This is a genomic window from Brasilonema angustatum, assembly GCF_059505445.1.
This window is the reverse complement of the sequence record NZ_JCACKO010000014.1, coordinates 56,535-73,571: the sequence shown is the minus strand read 5'-3', so window position 1 is coordinate 73,571 and position 17,037 is coordinate 56,535. Positions and strand designations below refer to the sequence as shown.

13 protein-coding genes and 1 pseudogene are annotated in these 17,037 nt (G+C 41.7%); 5 read left to right on the top strand and 9 right to left on the bottom strand.

Annotated features, from left to right (window positions below):
- Nucleotides 1-80 precede the first annotated feature (80 nt).
- From AC5JM2_RS03805 to AC5JM2_RS03785, 5 genes and pseudogenes are all read right to left on the bottom strand, one after another.
- Entirely contained in the window at nucleotides 81-572 is a 492-nt protein-coding gene (locus AC5JM2_RS03805) for a hypothetical protein (protein ID WP_495833581.1), read from the bottom strand.
- Between the two features lie 117 nt (nucleotides 573-689).
- Nucleotides 690-1,924: pseudogene (locus AC5JM2_RS03800) on the bottom strand (IS630 family transposase).
- A gap of 712 nt (nucleotides 1,925-2,636) precedes the next feature.
- The gene (locus AC5JM2_RS03795; RefSeq protein ID WP_495833583.1) at nucleotides 2,637-2,996 is read right to left on the bottom strand and encodes a VOC family protein; all 360 of its coding nucleotides are present in this window, start codon (nucleotides 2,994-2,996) and stop codon (nucleotides 2,637-2,639) included.
- A gap of 320 nt (nucleotides 2,997-3,316) precedes the next feature.
- On the bottom strand, nucleotides 3,317-4,507 hold the full coding sequence (locus AC5JM2_RS03790) for a homospermidine biosynthesis protein (RefSeq protein WP_495833580.1): 1,191 nt from the start codon (nucleotides 4,505-4,507) through the stop codon (nucleotides 3,317-3,319).
- 293 nt (nucleotides 4,508-4,800) lie between these two features.
- Complete coding sequence (locus tag AC5JM2_RS03785) at nucleotides 4,801-5,400, bottom strand: O-acetyl-ADP-ribose deacetylase (RefSeq protein WP_495833579.1); 600 nt, start codon at nucleotides 5,398-5,400, stop codon at nucleotides 4,801-4,803.
- A 138-nt stretch (nucleotides 5,401-5,538) separates the two neighbouring features.
- Here AC5JM2_RS03785 and cobO point away from each other — a divergent pair, with 138 nt between their 5' ends.
- Nucleotides 5,539-6,201, top strand: coding sequence for a cob(I)yrinic acid a,c-diamide adenosyltransferase (gene cobO / locus AC5JM2_RS03780; protein ID WP_495833578.1), 663 nt, complete (start codon nucleotides 5,539-5,541; stop codon nucleotides 6,199-6,201).
- A gap of 48 nt (nucleotides 6,202-6,249) precedes the next feature.
- Here the strand turns inward: cobO and AC5JM2_RS03775 are convergent, their stop codons facing one another.
- Nucleotides 6,250-7,011 (bottom strand): hypothetical protein, encoded by a 762-nt coding sequence (locus AC5JM2_RS03775; RefSeq protein WP_495833577.1) that lies wholly within the window; start codon nucleotides 7,009-7,011, stop codon nucleotides 6,250-6,252.
- A 1,333-nt stretch (nucleotides 7,012-8,344) separates the two neighbouring features.
- Nucleotides 8,345-8,923, bottom strand: coding sequence for a KGK domain-containing protein (locus AC5JM2_RS03770; RefSeq protein ID WP_495833576.1), 579 nt, complete (start codon nucleotides 8,921-8,923; stop codon nucleotides 8,345-8,347).
- Nucleotides 8,924-10,153: 1,230 nt separating this feature from the next.
- Between AC5JM2_RS03770 and dnaB the strand changes: the two genes are divergently transcribed.
- Nucleotides 10,154-11,509, top strand: coding sequence for a replicative DNA helicase (dnaB, locus tag AC5JM2_RS03765; protein ID WP_495833575.1), 1,356 nt, complete (start codon nucleotides 10,154-10,156; stop codon nucleotides 11,507-11,509).
- A 316-nt stretch (nucleotides 11,510-11,825) separates the two neighbouring features.
- Here the strand turns inward: dnaB and AC5JM2_RS03760 are convergent, their stop codons facing one another.
- Nucleotides 11,826-12,350 (bottom strand): FKBP-type peptidyl-prolyl cis-trans isomerase, encoded by a 525-nt coding sequence (locus AC5JM2_RS03760; RefSeq protein WP_495833574.1) that lies wholly within the window; start codon nucleotides 12,348-12,350, stop codon nucleotides 11,826-11,828.
- Nucleotides 12,351-12,431: 81 nt separating this feature from the next.
- Nucleotides 12,432-12,758: a phasin family protein gene (locus AC5JM2_RS03755; RefSeq protein WP_495833573.1), complete on the bottom strand. Its 327-nt coding sequence runs from the start codon at nucleotides 12,756-12,758 to the stop codon at nucleotides 12,432-12,434.
- Between the two features lie 297 nt (nucleotides 12,759-13,055).
- Here AC5JM2_RS03755 and AC5JM2_RS03750 point away from each other — a divergent pair, with 297 nt between their 5' ends.
- From AC5JM2_RS03750 to AC5JM2_RS03740, 3 genes are all read left to right on the top strand, one after another.
- Nucleotides 13,056-13,739, top strand: a complete 684-nt coding sequence (locus AC5JM2_RS03750; protein ID WP_495833572.1) for a Uma2 family endonuclease — start codon at nucleotides 13,056-13,058, stop codon at nucleotides 13,737-13,739.
- Between the two features lie 280 nt (nucleotides 13,740-14,019).
- Nucleotides 14,020-14,898, top strand: a complete 879-nt coding sequence (locus AC5JM2_RS03745) for a hypothetical protein (protein WP_495833571.1) — start codon at nucleotides 14,020-14,022, stop codon at nucleotides 14,896-14,898.
- Nucleotides 14,899-14,946: 48 nt separating this feature from the next.
- Nucleotides 14,947-17,037: NACHT domain-containing protein (locus AC5JM2_RS03740; protein WP_495833570.1), on the top strand; the 2,091-nt coding region annotated here is incomplete at its 3' end.

The following is a 17,037-nucleotide window of genomic DNA, read 5'->3' as shown; positions in this document are numbered from 1 at the left end:
ACCATACGCGATACCCCTGCGCGCAGCGCAGGGAGGTAACTAGCAACTTGGGTTACTACTTGCCCCACGAGACTCATCTGTTAATTGTGCAGCACTCTTTCTTTTCTTTTCCTCTGTCTTTTAGGTGCATAAACCCAAAAATCAATGTATTCTTTAGAGATTGACCTATTGTTAAGACGATTGAGACTTTCACTAATAATTTGACTTTGAATATCTTCGGCTGACTTCGGAAGAAATCTTCCTGTAATCATCGCAGAGTAACCTATTTGCTGAATAGCCCAAGCCGCCGATAAACGAATCAAATCGCTACCCGATTTAGCTTCCTGACACAACTTTTCAAGTATCCTGACACTATGCCGCTTGTAGTCTTCTGGATCAGGTAGCAGAGAGATTTCCTCAAGAGGTTCATCAAGTCCCTCGATATAGTCGAGAGTTGCAAGTTGCGCTTTGATTTGCGGGTTAGTAATATAGCCAAAGCTCTGAAGTCCCATAGCCAAGATGAATTCATCTTGGTAGTTCAACAACTCTTCGATCGCCCTTAGCGGTACATCTTGTCTTTGGGCTGTTTCCAAAAATAGCTGGATTTTCTCCCCATCGTCACGACATTGGGCGAGGTTGTCAAAAAAGTCTTTGCCAAATTCGACGGGGGTGAACTTACTTACACTAGCGCCTTGTCCCCCTAGTAGTCTTTAATCATCAATAACCGGATACAAGCGTTTTAGTTTGATTCTTGCCTCAGTAGTGGTGAAGTGCCAATTGATGGTAGAGTGAAGATTATTGCGTTGTGTATTCCATGCGTTAAGTTCAGCTTGGAGGGTAGGAAGGTCGGGAATACGGCGCTCAAGGCACTGGCGTGTAAGAGTGGCTAGTTCAATTTCGGCGATATTGAGCCCTTCGGGTTCGCCAGTTGCTTCAAGTCGGCAAAGCCGCCCAACGCACTGGCTCACCAAGAGCCATGTTTTGGAGTGTAATGGATTTCGAGACGATTGAGGAGGCGTCTTGCTTGTTCTGGTGGGAAAGTTTTGTAAAGAGCGGCGGGTTTGTGGGTATTCAGGTTATCACATACCAGCACGACCTTTTTGGCGTTTGGGTATTGGACATCAAGGAGATGTTTTATCTGCTGAGCCCAGTCGGTCATGGTACGTCGTTCATGGGCAGAAACATTGCGAATTCCTGCTTTTGGCTCACAAAACATGAAGATACTAGCGGTGCCATTGCGTTCGTATTCAGGATCGTATCGTTCGGGTTTTCCAGGTTCCATCGGCAGTGGCGTGCGTGTTTCCTTGAGCAGCTGTACTGGTTGTTCATCCATGCAGACTACGGGAAAATCGACCTCGTAAGGACGGTGATATACCTCCAACACGTCTTCCATTGCGGCTACGAATTCCGCATCCTGCTCTGGCGGAATAACCCAGCATTCCCGTAAAGCTCGCCGGACGGAAGCTTCCGCCCGGCAGACTTTACGCAAATGAGGTTTAAGTTCGTTTTTTTTAGAACCTCATGTACCGTATTGGCTGTACAATGTGGCACAATATTTAGTTCCACTACGCGGTCCAGCCAGCATCTGTAATGTCCATCTGCCACGACCCTCTGGCGCAGTACTGCACGCCACCGCAATCAGCCGAGCCTCCGCTTCACCATCAAACAGTCGTGGTATCGCCGGATTTTCACGCTTCTTGCGTTCAAGTGCCGCCGGAAAACCACGCTCAACCAGGCGTTTACGTGCCTCACAAACCGTATCTTTATTGCAATGCAGTAGTTTGGCGATCACTTCCACCGTCAGACGCTCACCATTTTCATCGCTGTGTAAAAGTATCTGTGCATTACGAATTTTATGGGCACCTCCTTTCCCCTTCTTGACGATCGCTTCTAATTCCTGCCGCTCCTCCTCACTTAACCGCACAATATACCTTTGCTGTTCCATTACGCTCCCCCTTCCCAGTGTTGTGACAACACTTTGTCATTTTATACGGTTTTTAGCGATTATATTCTACTAGTTGGATTTCTGAGAGATTGTCCATAACTCTGGATTAGGAAGATTACATCCGTGACATTGTTTATTTTTTTACTTTTATATTGTAAGCGTTTTAATATGTAAAGTATAAATAGTAACTTAAATATTCTTTATTTTTCTTCAGGTTACAGCTAGATTCAGTTAATTTAACCAGAGATTTTCGTAGGGACAAAGGTTAGCCCATACGTGTTAACTTAATGTTCAAGCCTCTATTCCACGTTGGTTTGACCTCACCCCCGTAAAGCTACGCTATGGCTAACGCCACGCTCCGCTATCACGTCCCCTCTCCTTACTAAGGAGAGGGGCGGTTTTGGCGCAAGACAAAACCGGGGTGAGGTAAGCGCGACAATTGTGGACGAGTGTAATCAGGCTTGATATGACGTAATGACAAGGGTTTTGGCTTAAGTTGACACATATAAGTATTGCCGTGCCCCTAACCCGTGGTTTATTTACTTGAAAAGCGCTGTAATATAACCTCTGCTCAATCACTTACTGGTTTTTACTATGCTGCGTAGAAGTGCTGAGGCTTGTCGCTAGATATTGCCCAAGATTTGAGAAAAAAATAGGCGATGCGGAAGTTGCTTTTAAGGCGATCGCCATTCAATACGGTTCGGATAAAAGCTCACTGCTGACTGAGTTCAACAATATTCCCATCAGGATCTTTGGTGAAGAGGGCTGGGCGTCCGGAGGCACTGGGTTGAATGAAGCAGTTGTTATCTTGGAGTTGTTGTTTGGCTGCGTCTAAGTCAGCAACTGAGAATGCAACGTGGGGATTGCGCCCCCATTTTTCATTTTGGTCCTCAGTGGGGACTCCCTGGGCAGCTATCAAGTGAATTTGATGATTCCCAACTTGATACCAAGCGCCAGCATATTTGAGAGAGCGCTCTATTTTGGGCAATCCTAGCACCTTTGTATAGAAATGTTCGGCTCGTTCTAGATCCGTGACAAGAATGGCTGTGTGAAGACACTGAGTAATCTGCATTGATCTTGGTAGGTTGAGAGTTTTATTATGGAGCGATCTGAGTTGAGACAAGTAAGGGACAGGGAGGATAAGCTCAGATCTTGCACCATAACTTTCGTCCGCCAAGAAATAAATTTCTTGGCTCAAAGTTCAAGTCCGTTAAAACGGACTGGGTAAGTTTTTCAGTCCGTTTTAACGGACTTGGGTTATTAGCCTTGAACTTGAGTTCAAGGCATACTATCGCTGAGGTGCAAGATCTCAGTAAGGGGAATTTTACTATCCCTCACTCCCTCACTCCCTCACTCCCTCACTTGCTCACTCCCTCATCTTCCCATCTTCTCCTACGACTCTGGGCCTCCTGTATTAGGAATAAGCCTGCCTAGAGGAGACGTTGCGACTTCTTGAGAAGATGTGCTTTGAGCCACAGCAACAGGTATTTCATCTACTGGTTGAGTTTTCGCTGCTAAATAATCTGTCCGCAGCTTGTCTAGCATTTGTTCTCGTTTGTCATACAACCGCTTCAGAGAACAAGGCTGACACTGCTTGAGGGTGTAAGCTGTGACTAACGGCAATGCAATTGTGCTGTCGGTATAACAAACTATTGTGCTAGGTAATTCATTTGGATCAATTTTACCCCAACTGACAGCTTCCGAGGGTGTGGCTCCGGATAACCCACCAGTATCTGGACGGGCATCGGTAAATTGGACAAAGTAATCGTGTCCTCGTTCTTCTAGCCCTAAGACTTCGTGAATCTGCGGTTGTGTTTGTAGCAAAAAGTTTTTAGGACTGCCACCACCAATAATCACAGCTGCACTTTTGCCTCCTGTTTCTCTTGCACTGTAGGCAATGGCTGCTGTCTCGTTTACATCAATAGAAGGATCTAAGATCAGCGGAGATCCTTCCAGTGACAATGCGGCAACGTTCATACCAATAGAACTATCACCAGGGGAAGATGTGTAAATCGGGACTCCACACTCATAAGCTGTCGCTAGTAGACAGGAATGCTTAACCCCCAATTGCTTTTCTACCTCTCGGACATACTTGCCAAGTAAATTATGAAATTCAGCAGTTCCCATCCGTTTTTGGAATGGTTCTGCTTGCAAAATTTTACGGATGAAAGCATCTGTTTCCAGCAGCACATCGTAGCCAAAGATGATGTCATAAATGCGGATAGTACCTTCCTGGCGCAGCTTAACATCATTCAAAAATGGATTACCAGCAAAGATTTCAAAACCTAGTCCGTAGTGCATATCATGATAAAGATTAGCACCAGTACTAATGATCCAATCAATAAATCCGTTGCGGATAAGCGGTGCTAGCAGAGAAACTCCGAATCCTGCTGGTGTCATCGCACCAGAAAGGCTAACTGCTACCGTCACGTTTTCTTTGAATACATCTCGACTCAGGAGATGACATATTTCCCGCAATCGTGCTGAATTGTATGCTGTGAAGTAATTATCAATCAAATCGACAACCCCGATATCAGTTGACATCGGTACAGGTGCGATTTTTTTACCCCGCTTTTTTGACATTTGTGGTAGTTCCCGAATAAAGAACTAATAATTGTACCTATTTATGGTGAGTCCAGCGCTGCGGGAGGGGAGCCACTGCGTTGGACGGGTTTCCCGGCTTGAAGCATGTGGCGTTCTCCCTCCGCAGGCGACTGGCGAACCCAAAGGGTCAAAATCTGAATCAACAAACAGCATACAATAGGACTCTTATTTGATTTTTGACAAAGCTAGGTACACCTTTATTGCTTCTTGCCTGTTCCCTGTTAAGCGTCTCTACTTTGTGATTCACACTCATCAAATCGGATTGCTAAATCTTAGGTTTGAATTATTTCTTGCACCACCTGCAAGTAGTAATTGTAGGCATTTTGCCCAAAACACACGAATATAATTTGTTCGAGAGAGTTATTGCTGTGTAAAAATTTATTAACTTCATTGACGGCTATTTTAGTAGCACGTTCTAATGGAAAACGATATGCGCCTATGCTAATGGCTGGAAAAGCAATAGTTTTTATTCCGTTTTGTACTGCTAAGGCTAGACTATTGCGATAACATTGTGCCAACAACTCATCTTCTCCAGAATTTCCACCTTCCCACACTGGACCAACAGTGTGAATCACCCACTTGGCTGGAAGATGATAACCTTTAGTTATCTTTGCTTGACCAGTATCACATCCGTGTAACTTGCGACACTCTTCCAAAAGTTCTGGCCCGGCTACACGATGTATTGCGCCATCAACACCACCGCCTCCAAGTAAGGAATTATTGGCAGCATTCACAATAGCATCTACTTGTAGCTGGGTAATATCCCCTTGGATCACGGAAACTCTATTTTCCATAATTGAGCCGCAGTTGCTGTAAACGAAGTGTTCTGGTTCATCATTTCCCCGCTTAGCAGAGGTAGTAAGGGTTCTCACTCTCCTACTTATAGCCTGTTAGAGGAATATCCTGTATTTTTTACCAATTTATGATACTTTTATAATTTATTTAACATTTTAATAAACGAATTTTTGATAAAGCCTTGTAATAATTACACTAAACTGAACGCCAGCACTATGCAAACCGATGAAACTTGGACAACTACTAATATAAGTGCGGTTGGGGAAAATTCCTCCCTCAACTCAGAACAGTACCGTAAAAAGATGCAGCGACGCCAAGAAGTCCAGGAGATGCGAATCAAGAATGCATCTAACGAAAAAGGGTTAATTGTTGTTCATACTGGTAATGGTAAGGGAAAAACCACAGCGGCATTAGGTATGGTGTTGCGGGCGCTAGGTCACGGGTATAAAGTTGCTATAATCCAATTTATCAAAGGAGCCTGGGAACCTGCGGAAAAAAGAGTTTTCAGTATATGGCAAGATGATTTATTAGAATTTCATGCTATGGGGGAAGGCTTCACTTGGGATACTCAGGATCGCGATCGCGATATTGAAAAAGCCATAGCCGCTTGGCAAAAAGCATTAGAATATATCCGCAATCCACAGTTCAAACTGGTGCTGTTGGATGAAATTAATATTGCTCTTAAACTTGGTTACTTACAAGTTGATGAAGTTTTAGCTGGGCTAGCTCAAAAGCCACCTAACAATCATGTTATTCTCACAGGCAGAGGTGCACCTGCGGCATTGATTTCACGCGCTGACTTAGTAACGGAAATGACTTTAGTCAAACATCCCTTCCGAGATCAGGGTATTAAGGCGCAACCAGGAATTGAGTATTAACAAGTGCTAAGTGAGGAGTTAGGAGTTGTATTCTCACCTCCTGACTCCTCACTGTTGAACATTTGCCTGACAGGCTTGTAAAACTTGGCGATCGCTACTACTAATATTATTTATCTGATTATAATCTTGCAACGTCACAGAGTGAGCATAAGTGCTTGACTCACCATCTTTGACCTGAGGTAATGTATTGTTTGCTGCCACTTGAGTTGGGCTTTCGTCACCTGGGTAACCATTCACTGTCATTGCCAACTCTCCAGAGGGACGGAGTGTGCCATTAAAACAACTAAACTCAGAACTGGGCATGTATAACGCACCTATCACCTTGCTCTGGTGCTTTTCAAATATGATATATCCTTGCCCCAGTTGACCAGACTTGGGTGACTGACCGTAGAGGTAAACGCCATCTTGTTGAGGAAAGCCGGCTGCTGTAGGCGAAATACTGGCAGTTTTGATGGGTGTTTGGGGTTGTGCAATTGTTACTGTGTTTGTAGAAACTCGTTCCAAATCATTTGATTTGCTGACATGAGTTGGAGTAGTAACCGATTTGGCGAGTGCTTTACGCAGCCGGGTTTCTTTCTGTGCAGTTAATTCAGACGCAGCAGAAGAGGCACCAGAAGAATCCTGGTGCAACCAAGTGTAAGTTGGTAACCCAGAATCGTAAGCCGACTCAGCGGATTGGTCAATATATGCAAGCTGATTACTCATTACTGGTTTAGGGCGATTGACAACTAAGCCAATCAACACAAGTGCGCCAATGATGGGAACTCCTAATAAACCTGGGGAAACAAATTTTCTTATGTTGTTTTGCATCTGATTCCTCCTATTAAAAAAATCTCTTGGTTTTCTGGAACTTACCTACAAACGTACCGAAGTATTCGTCTGTATAGGCTCCCTCAATGGTTTGATTTATCTGGCTTAGAAAAAACCTTTACTACAAAATAATTTTTTCTTGTATTTTTAGGGAGTCATTTTGAGTGATGATCTTAACTTACCATTGTTCGGGCTATTGTTACCTCATTCATAAGATTTACTCAATTGGATGATTTTTTGAAATGAAAACTCAAAATTAAAAGCTAATTTTTCATATTTTTATTTTTTAGTAGTTTAAATTAAAAAACGATTGACACCTTCTTGGTATAGTCATCTCTCTAATGTCTGAACTATTTGAACAAGGAAAACTACACAAGCAATTCTCTTGATTCCGGATGTGATTCAAAGATTTTGGCGAAAATGACGACGAGAGTAGAGGAAAGCGGCACTCAGGTAGTCAAAGGGGTGTAGGAGTGCTTACAAAGGTAGTGGTGTTGACTGGAAATAATCCGGGGCGTCTTATTAACCCTTCGAGTCGCCGTGTTCATTGACTAATCAACCATGTTCGCCAAAGCCCGTGCCGCAGGTTTTGGCTGGCGGATTATTTTTGTCGTGATTGTAGTAGGTATTTTGTATTTGGTCATTTTTTGACTATTTCCGCCGATGTCTAAATCCTGGAGTTTAGACTAGTTCCCGGTGCAAAACTAAATTTCCAAAAAATAAGGGTACGAATTTAAGATGTTTCCAGGAACCAAAACCTTGGTTTTTATGCTTGATAGAATCAGCCTTCTGAGTTTCGCACCGGGAACTAGACTAAGTACAGCATTTCAGAAATCCGTGACGAATTGAATCACCTACTGGTAAAGCTTCAAGAGGCTCAATAACGCTACTAACTTGTGAAATCTTGTACTAAGTAAGTCGGCGAAAAAATTTATAAGTGTGTAACAAAAAACTAACCAGAGTGATTGCAGTCAAACAGGACTTACGCACGGACAACGTAGCCAACGTAGCCATAGTCATTGCAACCTGAGGGAAGCAATCGCACTCTCACTGGTCTTTGTGATGGTAATCCCAAACAAGCAACTACTCACCCTTCCAGAAAGCAACTGCTCAAGGCTTTTTGTGATATTAATTTTTATTATCTTTGCAATGATACCATTTTTCTTACATCTGTGTCCCATCTCCGACGACAGATCCTCTCAGTTATGAAACTGCCAGAATCTATCAGCTACATCAAAGCGAGTGATAAGACATAATTGCCGAACACTCCCTGAAAATGAGCGAACGAATAGTTTATGGGTAAGCCAGTTGTACAAAAGTCCTTTTGCATCTCCTAGGGAGACGCAAGGTGTTCGTGTATACCTTTCCGACGAATGCCTGTCTCAAAGGGACTTACGCGCAGCGTGTCCGTAGGGGATTTTCTCAATTCTGACTCTGTGGTTTTTTCTTGGTGAGAAATTTCCTCTAGCAATCTTTCCTCAGGATAGAAATCTAACGAAACTTTTATCTCAAAATCTTTTGAAGTCTTACTATCTGTGATTGATAGAGAAAGAGATAGGCTTCCACCATCATTTACAGATGAGAATTGTTTGTTTAATGAAGAAAATTCTAAAGTAACCCTAATTTCAAGTTTCCCTTTTTGTCTACGATTTTTCTTAGGAATAAGCAGTTCACATTGTATTTCTGATCTCAGGTAAAATTCCCACTCAACTCGATTAAATATGCCTGTAACATTTCTCTTTTTAAAATATTTTTTAACAAACTTGTCTTGACAAGAAAAATTTAAATCATTTCCCTTTGGCTCAAAATATTCAAGGAATTTCTTAACTATTTGAACTGCATTAAAAATTTGATCTCCTAAAAAAAGAATATCATCCTCTTGTTCCAATCGTTGAAATTGGTTACTCAACATGTTAAAATAACCCCCTTAATAATCCCGAATTCTTGAGATTCTCTTACAATCCTTGCCACAAAATTGATTTTTGTCAAATCAAATACATATATATACTTAGAAGGCGATGAGACAGCCTTCCTTGACGGGTTTTCCACCTCTTGGTGACTAAGACAACAGTCATAGGGCTGTAGCATGAGAAGCGCAGCTTCTCGCAAGCCAAGTAAAGTAGCGTAAGATAGACAGACAAAGATAGACAATTAACTTACTTTATTTCTCTGCGTAAATTGCGTGTTGAAAACTACATTTTTTTAAATACTACTACACTATTTAACTCAATTCAGGTCTTGTTATAGATAGATATTATAACACAAAAAGTAAAATAATACACTTATTTAGTATTATTGGAATATCATGACCGTTCATCTTGTAAAAGTTGTCAAATATACTCAAAAAATTATTGAAAAGCTAGATACTGAAGTAGTAATGATTGTGGATTCAACATTTACAAAAACTTATGATACCCATTATTTGTATTTATTATTACTATTTCATAATAAATTCCATGTATTTACTAGCTAACAATGAAATGCCTAGTTTCAACAAAAAATGACACAAGTATAAATCAAGCTAATTACTATCTTATTATTTAATATTTAATATTAATTTAATATATAATTCTTTGATAACTGATGAAAATATAGCGCTTCTCATTTGAATTACATAATGTGAAAGTGCATGTACTTTCACTACAGCACGTGTTACCGCACTCAACACCGCAAGCGCTATATTCACTCTCACAAGATGTTTTAGAAGTATAGTTTTCATACCTGGCTGTTCAATATTGCCTTAAATCAACAAAGGCTGTGCTATGACGGGACGCCACATGCACAGACTGAGGCGTTGTTGACGCCAGTCGCACTCAACCAGGGAACCTCCAACGGCGTTTACGCTCCCCTTTTGAGGAGATCTAGGGTGGATATACGACAATTTGTCTACTCCATAAGACTTTTCAAACATCCTCTGAGCATATTTTAAATTATGTTAATTTTGCTATCTCCACACACTGCTAACATGGTGCGTTACACTACATTAACGAACCCCACGTATGGAATATTTACTTTTATATCAGTTATTCATCTCAACGGGTGGAAATGATTCAAACAGGACACATATTAAAAATGTATATTTTACTTTATAAAATTAAAAATTTAAATATAATATCAAATCTAAAATTTCTACTTATTATTTATGTCTGAAGAACTTAACTTTCAAGGTAATGGTATGGATCGCCTCCCTCCCCAAAACATTGAGGCGGAAGAAGCAATATTGGGGGGGATTTTGCTAGATCCGGAAGCGATTAGTAGAGTCAGCGATCGCCTGATTCCAGAAGCCTTTTATCTGAACGCTCATAAAGATATCTATCACGCCGCTGTCAGGTTACACACTCAAGGTAAACCTACAGACTTGCTTGCAGTGATAAATTGGCTAAACGACCACGATATGCTAAGCCGTGTTGGCGGTAGAAATAAATTAGTTTCATTAGTAGATCGTACAGTGTCAGCCGTTAATATCGATGCCTTAGCAGATTTAATTATGGAAAAATACCTGCGGCGTCGATTAATTAAAGCTGGAAATGAAATTGTGCATCTGGGTTATCAGACAGAAACTGAGTTACCAACTGTTTTAGATCAAGCAGAACAAAAAGTCTTTGGTATCACTCAAGAACGTCCCCAAGTCGGTCTGGTTCACATTTCTAACACCCTGATTAATACTTTCCAAGATATTGAAACTCGCCATCAAGGTATCGCCCTACCGGGAATTCCTTGCGGGTTTTATGATTTAGACGGTATGACTAGCGGTTTTCAACGTTCTGATTTGATTATTGTTGCGGGTCGTCCATCAATGGGAAAAACCGCGTTCTGTCTCAATCTTGCTCATAATATTGCTGCTTCATATAAATTACCAGTTGCTATCTTCAGCTTAGAAATGTCAAAAGAACAACTGGCGCAGCGATTGTTAGCAAGTGAGGCGGGAATTGAAACGAGTTATTTACGGAGTGGACGGATCAGCCAAACTCAATGGGAACCTTTAAGCCGTGCGATTGGTATGCTCTCTGATATGCCAATTCATATTGATGATACGCCAAATATTACAGTTACAGAAATGCGAAGTCAAGCGCGGCGTTTGCAAACAGAATTAAATACAGAACTAGGATTAATTATTATAGATTACTTGCAATTAATGGAAGGAGGGGGCGATAACCGCGTCCAAGAACTATCAAAAATTACCCGAAGTCTTAAAGGTTTAGCGCGTGAATTAAGTGTCCCAGTGATTGCTTTATCTCAGTTGAGTCGAGGAGTAGAAGCACGTACGAACAAACGTCCCATGTTATCTGATTTGAGAGAAAGTGGAAGTATTGAGCAAGATGCCGATTTAGTTATTATGTTGTACAGAGACGATTACTATATCAGCGATAGCCCAGATAGAGGAGTTGCTGAGGTGATCATAGCTAAGCACCGTAATGGTCCAACAGGTACTGTTAAACTCTTGTTTGATCCACAATTAACGAAGTTTAAAAATTTAGCCAGACCGAATAATTATTAAATCAGTGAACAGTAAACAGGGAATAGGGAACAGGGAACAGGTGAGACCAGCCCCCGTCTTGGCGGTCTCCGTCACGATGGGGGACTGGCGAACCCGAAGGGGAATAGGGAACAGGGAACAGGTGAGACCAGCCCCCGTCTTGGCGGTCTCCGTCACGATGGGGGACTGGCGAACCCGAAGGGGAACAGGGAACAGTAACAACTGATAGCTGGTAACTGATAACTGATAACTTATTATTGAAAATAAATTAGTAGTTCGTGGCAAGTTATTAATAGTTATGATTAATAACTAACAACAAACTACTAACGATTAGTCATTACTGAATTTTCAGCAATTCCACATCAAAAATCAAAGTAGCGTTCGGTGGAATAACACCACCAGCACCACGAGCGCCGTAACCTAACTCGGGAGGTATAATGAATTTACGACGCTCACCTACTTTCATAGTACTTAATCCTTCATCCCAGCCTTTGATCACTTGTCCAATACCTACTTTAAAACTAAAGGGTTGACCGCGATCGCGTGAACTATCGAACTTGGTACCATCTTCTAAAGTCCCGGTGTAGTGAACGACAACCGTTTGTCCTTTTTTAGGAGTCGCGCCAGTCCCCTCTTTTAACTCAGTGTACTTAAGTCCAGAGGGCGTGGTGACGACATTAGCATCAGACATATTTTTACTCGCAATAAGGGTATTGTTTTCTTGTACCTGGATGGGTGCTGGAGTTGTTTCGGTCAACTGGCTAGCAACAGCAGTATCTTGTTTGTTACCGCTTATTTGCGCAAATACCAGAGCCAAAACACAAACCAGCATGAAACCCACGCTGAGTAAAATCGCTTTCAAAATAAATCCTCCTTACTCAGTATTCTGGGTACTTTAGGATAACCAGTAGAACAAAATTTAGTGTAAACCACAAAGCGACCTTTAACGCCAAAGCTTATTTTCTAAATCACGCACTTGACGCTCTAAACGGTCAATTCTACCACGCAGTTCGTCCATTTCCGACTGACGAGGCACCCCCAATTCCTGTAGCATATTTCGCAGTTGTCGTTGCATATTTCCCTCCCAATTTCCCTGCTCCGACTTCAACTGCTGTACCATGTCATCCATAACTGCTTTTGCTTGCTCAGGATCAAGCTTACCATCCTTAACAAGTTGGTCACTCGCTTCCCGCAGTTTGTCTGCTACCAAGGACGTTGTCCCAAGACCTATGGTTAATAACTGCTTCATCCAGTTGTTGTTGTTGTCCATAATTCCTTTCTATCACTTTTTTCAAATCAAACGCCCCTTTCTCATAAATCTACCCTATAGACCTATGGTGCAAGGATAATTAATATAGACTACACCTCTATTCTGACAAACATACACAAAGGATCAAAAGTGTGATAATCGAACAACTGAAGGTGAAAGTTCCGCCCCAACAAACACTCAAGTAAGTTTCAAGTGCGAAAATTTCCGCAGAAATAACCAGGCGAGAATTACCCTATTTCTTAAATTTGAATTAAATTTGAAATCGCTATTTTAGTCAGTTTTGGGGGAAAACCAGTCATGTTAGAGTTTAACCTGCCGAAGTACTTGCCCTCCGCCGAAGAATTACCCGACTCTGACGATACCCCTGTGGATAACGAATTGCAAGAATTGATACCAGGCTTGCTCAAAGCGATACTGCTGATACTATGGGCAGAACGCATGGACTGGTTTTTTGGGATAGACATGGGTATTTATTCTCACCCAGATAAACCGCCGATTGTACCAGATGGATTTTTGAGCTTGGGAGTAGAGCGAGTTTATGATGAGGAGTTACGACCAAGTTATGTCCTATGGGACGAAAACGTTGTCCCTACTTTGGTGCTAGAAGTTGTTTCTCAAAATTATCGCAAAGAATATAGCACTAAAAAAGAAGAATATGCAGCACTGGGTGTTTTGTATTATATTATTTACTCTTCCCGGCGTCGCCGCAAACCGCGTTTGGAAGTGCATCGGTTGGTGGATGATAAGTATGAATTGCAAGAGGGAAATCCTGTTTGGCTACCGGAAGTTGGTTTGGGAATTGGTTGCGATCTGCTGAAAGCAGCAGCGCTTCGCTATCGCGGGACTTATGGAGGCGTAACGCGAGAGTGGCTTTATTGGTATGATGAGGAAGGAAAACGTTATCCCACGCCAGAAGAACGGATTAAAAGATTAGCAGATAAATTGCGTGAGTTAGGAGTAGATCCGGAGACTCTTGGTTAAGGCTAGTTAAGGCGATAGCTTCGCTGCTGCCTTCGGCAGATCGCCCTTAATTTGTAGGGTGGGCACTGCCAACCTTCTTATGTCACTGATATGCTGTGAGTGGACAGTGCCCACCTTAGGTTGGATTTGTCAACAGTATCCACACAATTGTTGCACAAAGTGCCCTCACGCGTATCGCATTTCTTGAGTTGTCATATTGCTAAGGTTACCCTGAAATCAGGAAATATGACTAAGGCTAGTGTATATACTCATAATCAAGAGCTGAGCAAACACGAGTATTATGCCTATAGACTTTTTAACCGCTTGGGGAGTTAGTACTGCTGTTGGGTTCCTCTTCCAACCAGTGATGAAACAATTTGCCCAAGATGTAGGCAAAGATTTATTAAAAGATATACTCAAAGATGTATTGAAAGCTATCCCCAGCCAGATTTTACAGAAACTAAAAAAGGAAGAAATAGATATTGCTGCTGGAAAAGCAGTTAAAGAGTTTTTGTCACTCGTGCAGCAAGAGTTACAAGATGCTGACATTCCTGATAATGAAGTTAAGGAGTATAACAAACCGCTACAAAAATTTCTGAATGAGAAAAAAGTTCAAGAAATACTGGGAACTCCTTTTCATGATGAGTGTCATGCTCTAGATACAATAAAGTTAAAAAAGATTTGGAACGAACAGAATTTGTCAGCTTTGCCAAACGAATTTGATTGGACAAAGCTTGGTAAGCGTTACGTCAAAAAAGTCAAAGCGATTATTCAGGACTCATCTGAACTGAGAGCTATTCTGGATTCCCAAAATATTGAAAAAATCGCAGAAAACACAACAGAGACTGCCGGAATTATCCCCGAATTTCATTTAAAACAATATCAAGAAGCAATTCGCGAGTGCTACGCCAATCTAAAACTAGATAGTATAGATACCAGCGGTTACGCCTATAACGAATTGCGATTATGGCGAATCTTTATTCCGCAAAATGTGCGAGAAGTTCACCAAGTCTTACCACAAGTTCACGAACTCCCTAAAGAACATCTCCGACGACTGCGAGAAAAGAACGAACTCGAAGCAGAAGAAATTGCATTAGAAGAATTAGAACGTCACAAGCGAGTTTATTTAGAACAGCCAGTAGGTTCAGTTCAAAAAATTGTTGAAAACAAACAAAACTAGAAATATATTGTTATATTAGGTGATCCAGGTTCAGGAAAATCTACATTATTGCAATACCTGGCGTTAGATTGGGTAGAACAAACACTGGATCGGCTTGATAAGATAAAAAATCCTCCGCCGATTCCCTTGCTGATTGAGTTACGCACTTATATGCGGCAACGGGAAGATAAAGAATGCAGTAATTTTCTTGAGTTCTTTCATAAATCTAGTGGTGCGATCGCTCACCTCAATCAACATAAATTGCAAGAACAACTCAAGGCTGGTAACGCCTTATTCATGTTTGATGGTTTGGATGAAGTTTTTGATCCTGGTAGGCGAGAAGATGTCATAGCAGATATTCACCGCTTCACAAATGAATATCCCAATGTACAAGTCATTGTGACTTCTCGCGTTATTGGATATAAAGCGCAACGGCTGCGAGATGCTGAGTTTAAGCATTTCATGCTGCAAGATTTGGAACCAGAACAAATTCAAGATTTTATCAACCGTTGGCATTCTGACACATTTACTGACAAGATTGATGGAGATAGAAAAAAAGAGCGACTGCAAAGAGCAATTGACACATCAAACTCGATAGCAGAACTTGCTGGAAATCCTTTATTGTTGACGATGATGGCAATTTTGAATCGTAACCAAGAATTGCCAAGAGATAGAGCAGAACTTTACAACCAAGCATCGCGGGTGCTGCTGCATCAATGGGATGTGGAACGTGCTTTGACGGAAGATAAGAGATTAGATCCAAAAACGATAGATTATAAAGATAAGCAAGCAATGTTACGTCAAGTTGCTTACCATATGCAAACCAGTGAAAAAGGTTTGGCAGGTAATTTGATAAGTGCGAGTGATTTAGAAAGGATTTTGACCGATTATCTAAAAACTATCGAAGTTGACAAAGCAAGAGAAGCTGCCAGAGTGATGATAAATCAACTGCGGACTCGCAACTTTATGTTATGTTTCCTGGGTGCAGATTACTATGCGTTTGTTCATCGGACATTTTTGGAATATTTCTGTGCTTGGGAATTTGTCTGGCAGTTTAAAGAGACGCGATCGCTAGAACTTGAAGAACTTAAGACGCAAGTTTTTGGCAAACATTGGCATGATGAAACTTGGCATGAAGTCTTGCGGCTGATTACAGGAATGATTGAACCAAAATTTGTTGGTGAAATTTTGGAATACTTAATTGGGCAGAATGGTGAGGCGGAGAAATTTAGCAACTTTTTTTTGGCGGCTAAGTGTCTTTCTGAGGTGAGGAATAGGACAGTAATTGTAAACACTGTTCAGAAATTACTAAAGCGCTTTAAAGACTTAACCAAATATGACTTAAATTATTATTACGACTTATTTGATGAACAAACAAAACTAGTTCAGAAAATTCGCACCCAAGCAGTCGAAGCATTAGCCAGCAACTACAAAGATGACGCTGATGCTTTAGCCTTCCTCAAACAACGGGCTACTGCTGATGATGATTCGTTTGTACGATATGCAGCAGTCGAAGCATTAGCCAGCAACTACAAAGATGACGCTGATGCTTTAGCCTTCCTCAAACAACGGGCTACTGCTGATGATGATTCGTTTGTGCGATATGCAGCAGTCGAAGCATTAGCCAGCAACTACAAAGATAAGGCTGATACCTTAGGCTGGCTTAAAGAACGCGCTACTGCTGATGATTATGCGTTTGTGCGACGTGCAGCAGCTGAAGCATTAGTCAGCAACTACAAAGATGACACTGAGACTTTAGCCATCCTCAAACAACGGGCTACTGCTGATGATAATTGGGATGTGCGACGTGCAGCAGTCCAAGCATTAGTCAGCAACTACCAAGATGACACTGAGACTTTAGCCATCCTCAAACAAAGCACTACTGCTGATGATAATTCGTTTGTGCGAGGTGCAGCAGTCCAAGCATTCGCCAGCAACTACAAAGATGACCCTGATACCAAAGCCTTCCTCAAACAACGCGCTACTGCTGATGATGATTCGTCTGTGCGACGCGCAGCAATCGAAGCATTAGCCAGTAACTATAAAGATGATGCTGATACCTTAGACTTCCTCAAACAACGCGCTACTGCTGATGATGATTCGTCTGTGCGAGGTGCAGCAGTCCAAGCATTCGCCAGCAACTACAAAGATGACCCTGAG

Excerpts from the sequence above, each read along its gene's own strand:
- dnaB (WP_495833575.1), top strand. The coding sequence starts at position 10,154 with ATGTCTGAAGAACTTAACTTTCAAGGTAATGGTATGGATCGCCTCCCT.
- cobO (WP_495833578.1), top strand. The coding sequence starts at position 5,539 with ATGCAAACCGATGAAACTTGGACAACTACTAATATAAGTGCGGTTGGG.
- AC5JM2_RS03770 (WP_495833576.1), bottom strand. The coding sequence starts at position 8,923 with ATGTTGAGTAACCAATTTCAACGATTGGAACAAGAGGATGATATTCTT.
- AC5JM2_RS03790 (WP_495833580.1), bottom strand. The coding sequence starts at position 4,507 with ATGTCAAAAAAGCGGGGTAAAAAAATCGCACCTGTACCGATGTCAACT.
- AC5JM2_RS03745 (WP_495833571.1), top strand. The coding sequence starts at position 14,020 with ATGCCTATAGACTTTTTAACCGCTTGGGGAGTTAGTACTGCTGTTGGG.
- AC5JM2_RS03775 (WP_495833577.1), bottom strand. The coding sequence starts at position 7,011 with ATGCAAAACAACATAAGAAAATTTGTTTCCCCAGGTTTATTAGGAGTT.
- AC5JM2_RS03755 (WP_495833573.1), bottom strand. The coding sequence starts at position 12,758 with ATGGACAACAACAACAACTGGATGAAGCAGTTATTAACCATAGGTCTT.
- AC5JM2_RS03795 (WP_495833583.1), bottom strand. The coding sequence starts at position 2,996 with ATGCAGATTACTCAGTGTCTTCACACAGCCATTCTTGTCACGGATCTA.
- AC5JM2_RS03750 (WP_495833572.1), top strand. The coding sequence starts at position 13,056 with ATGTTAGAGTTTAACCTGCCGAAGTACTTGCCCTCCGCCGAAGAATTA.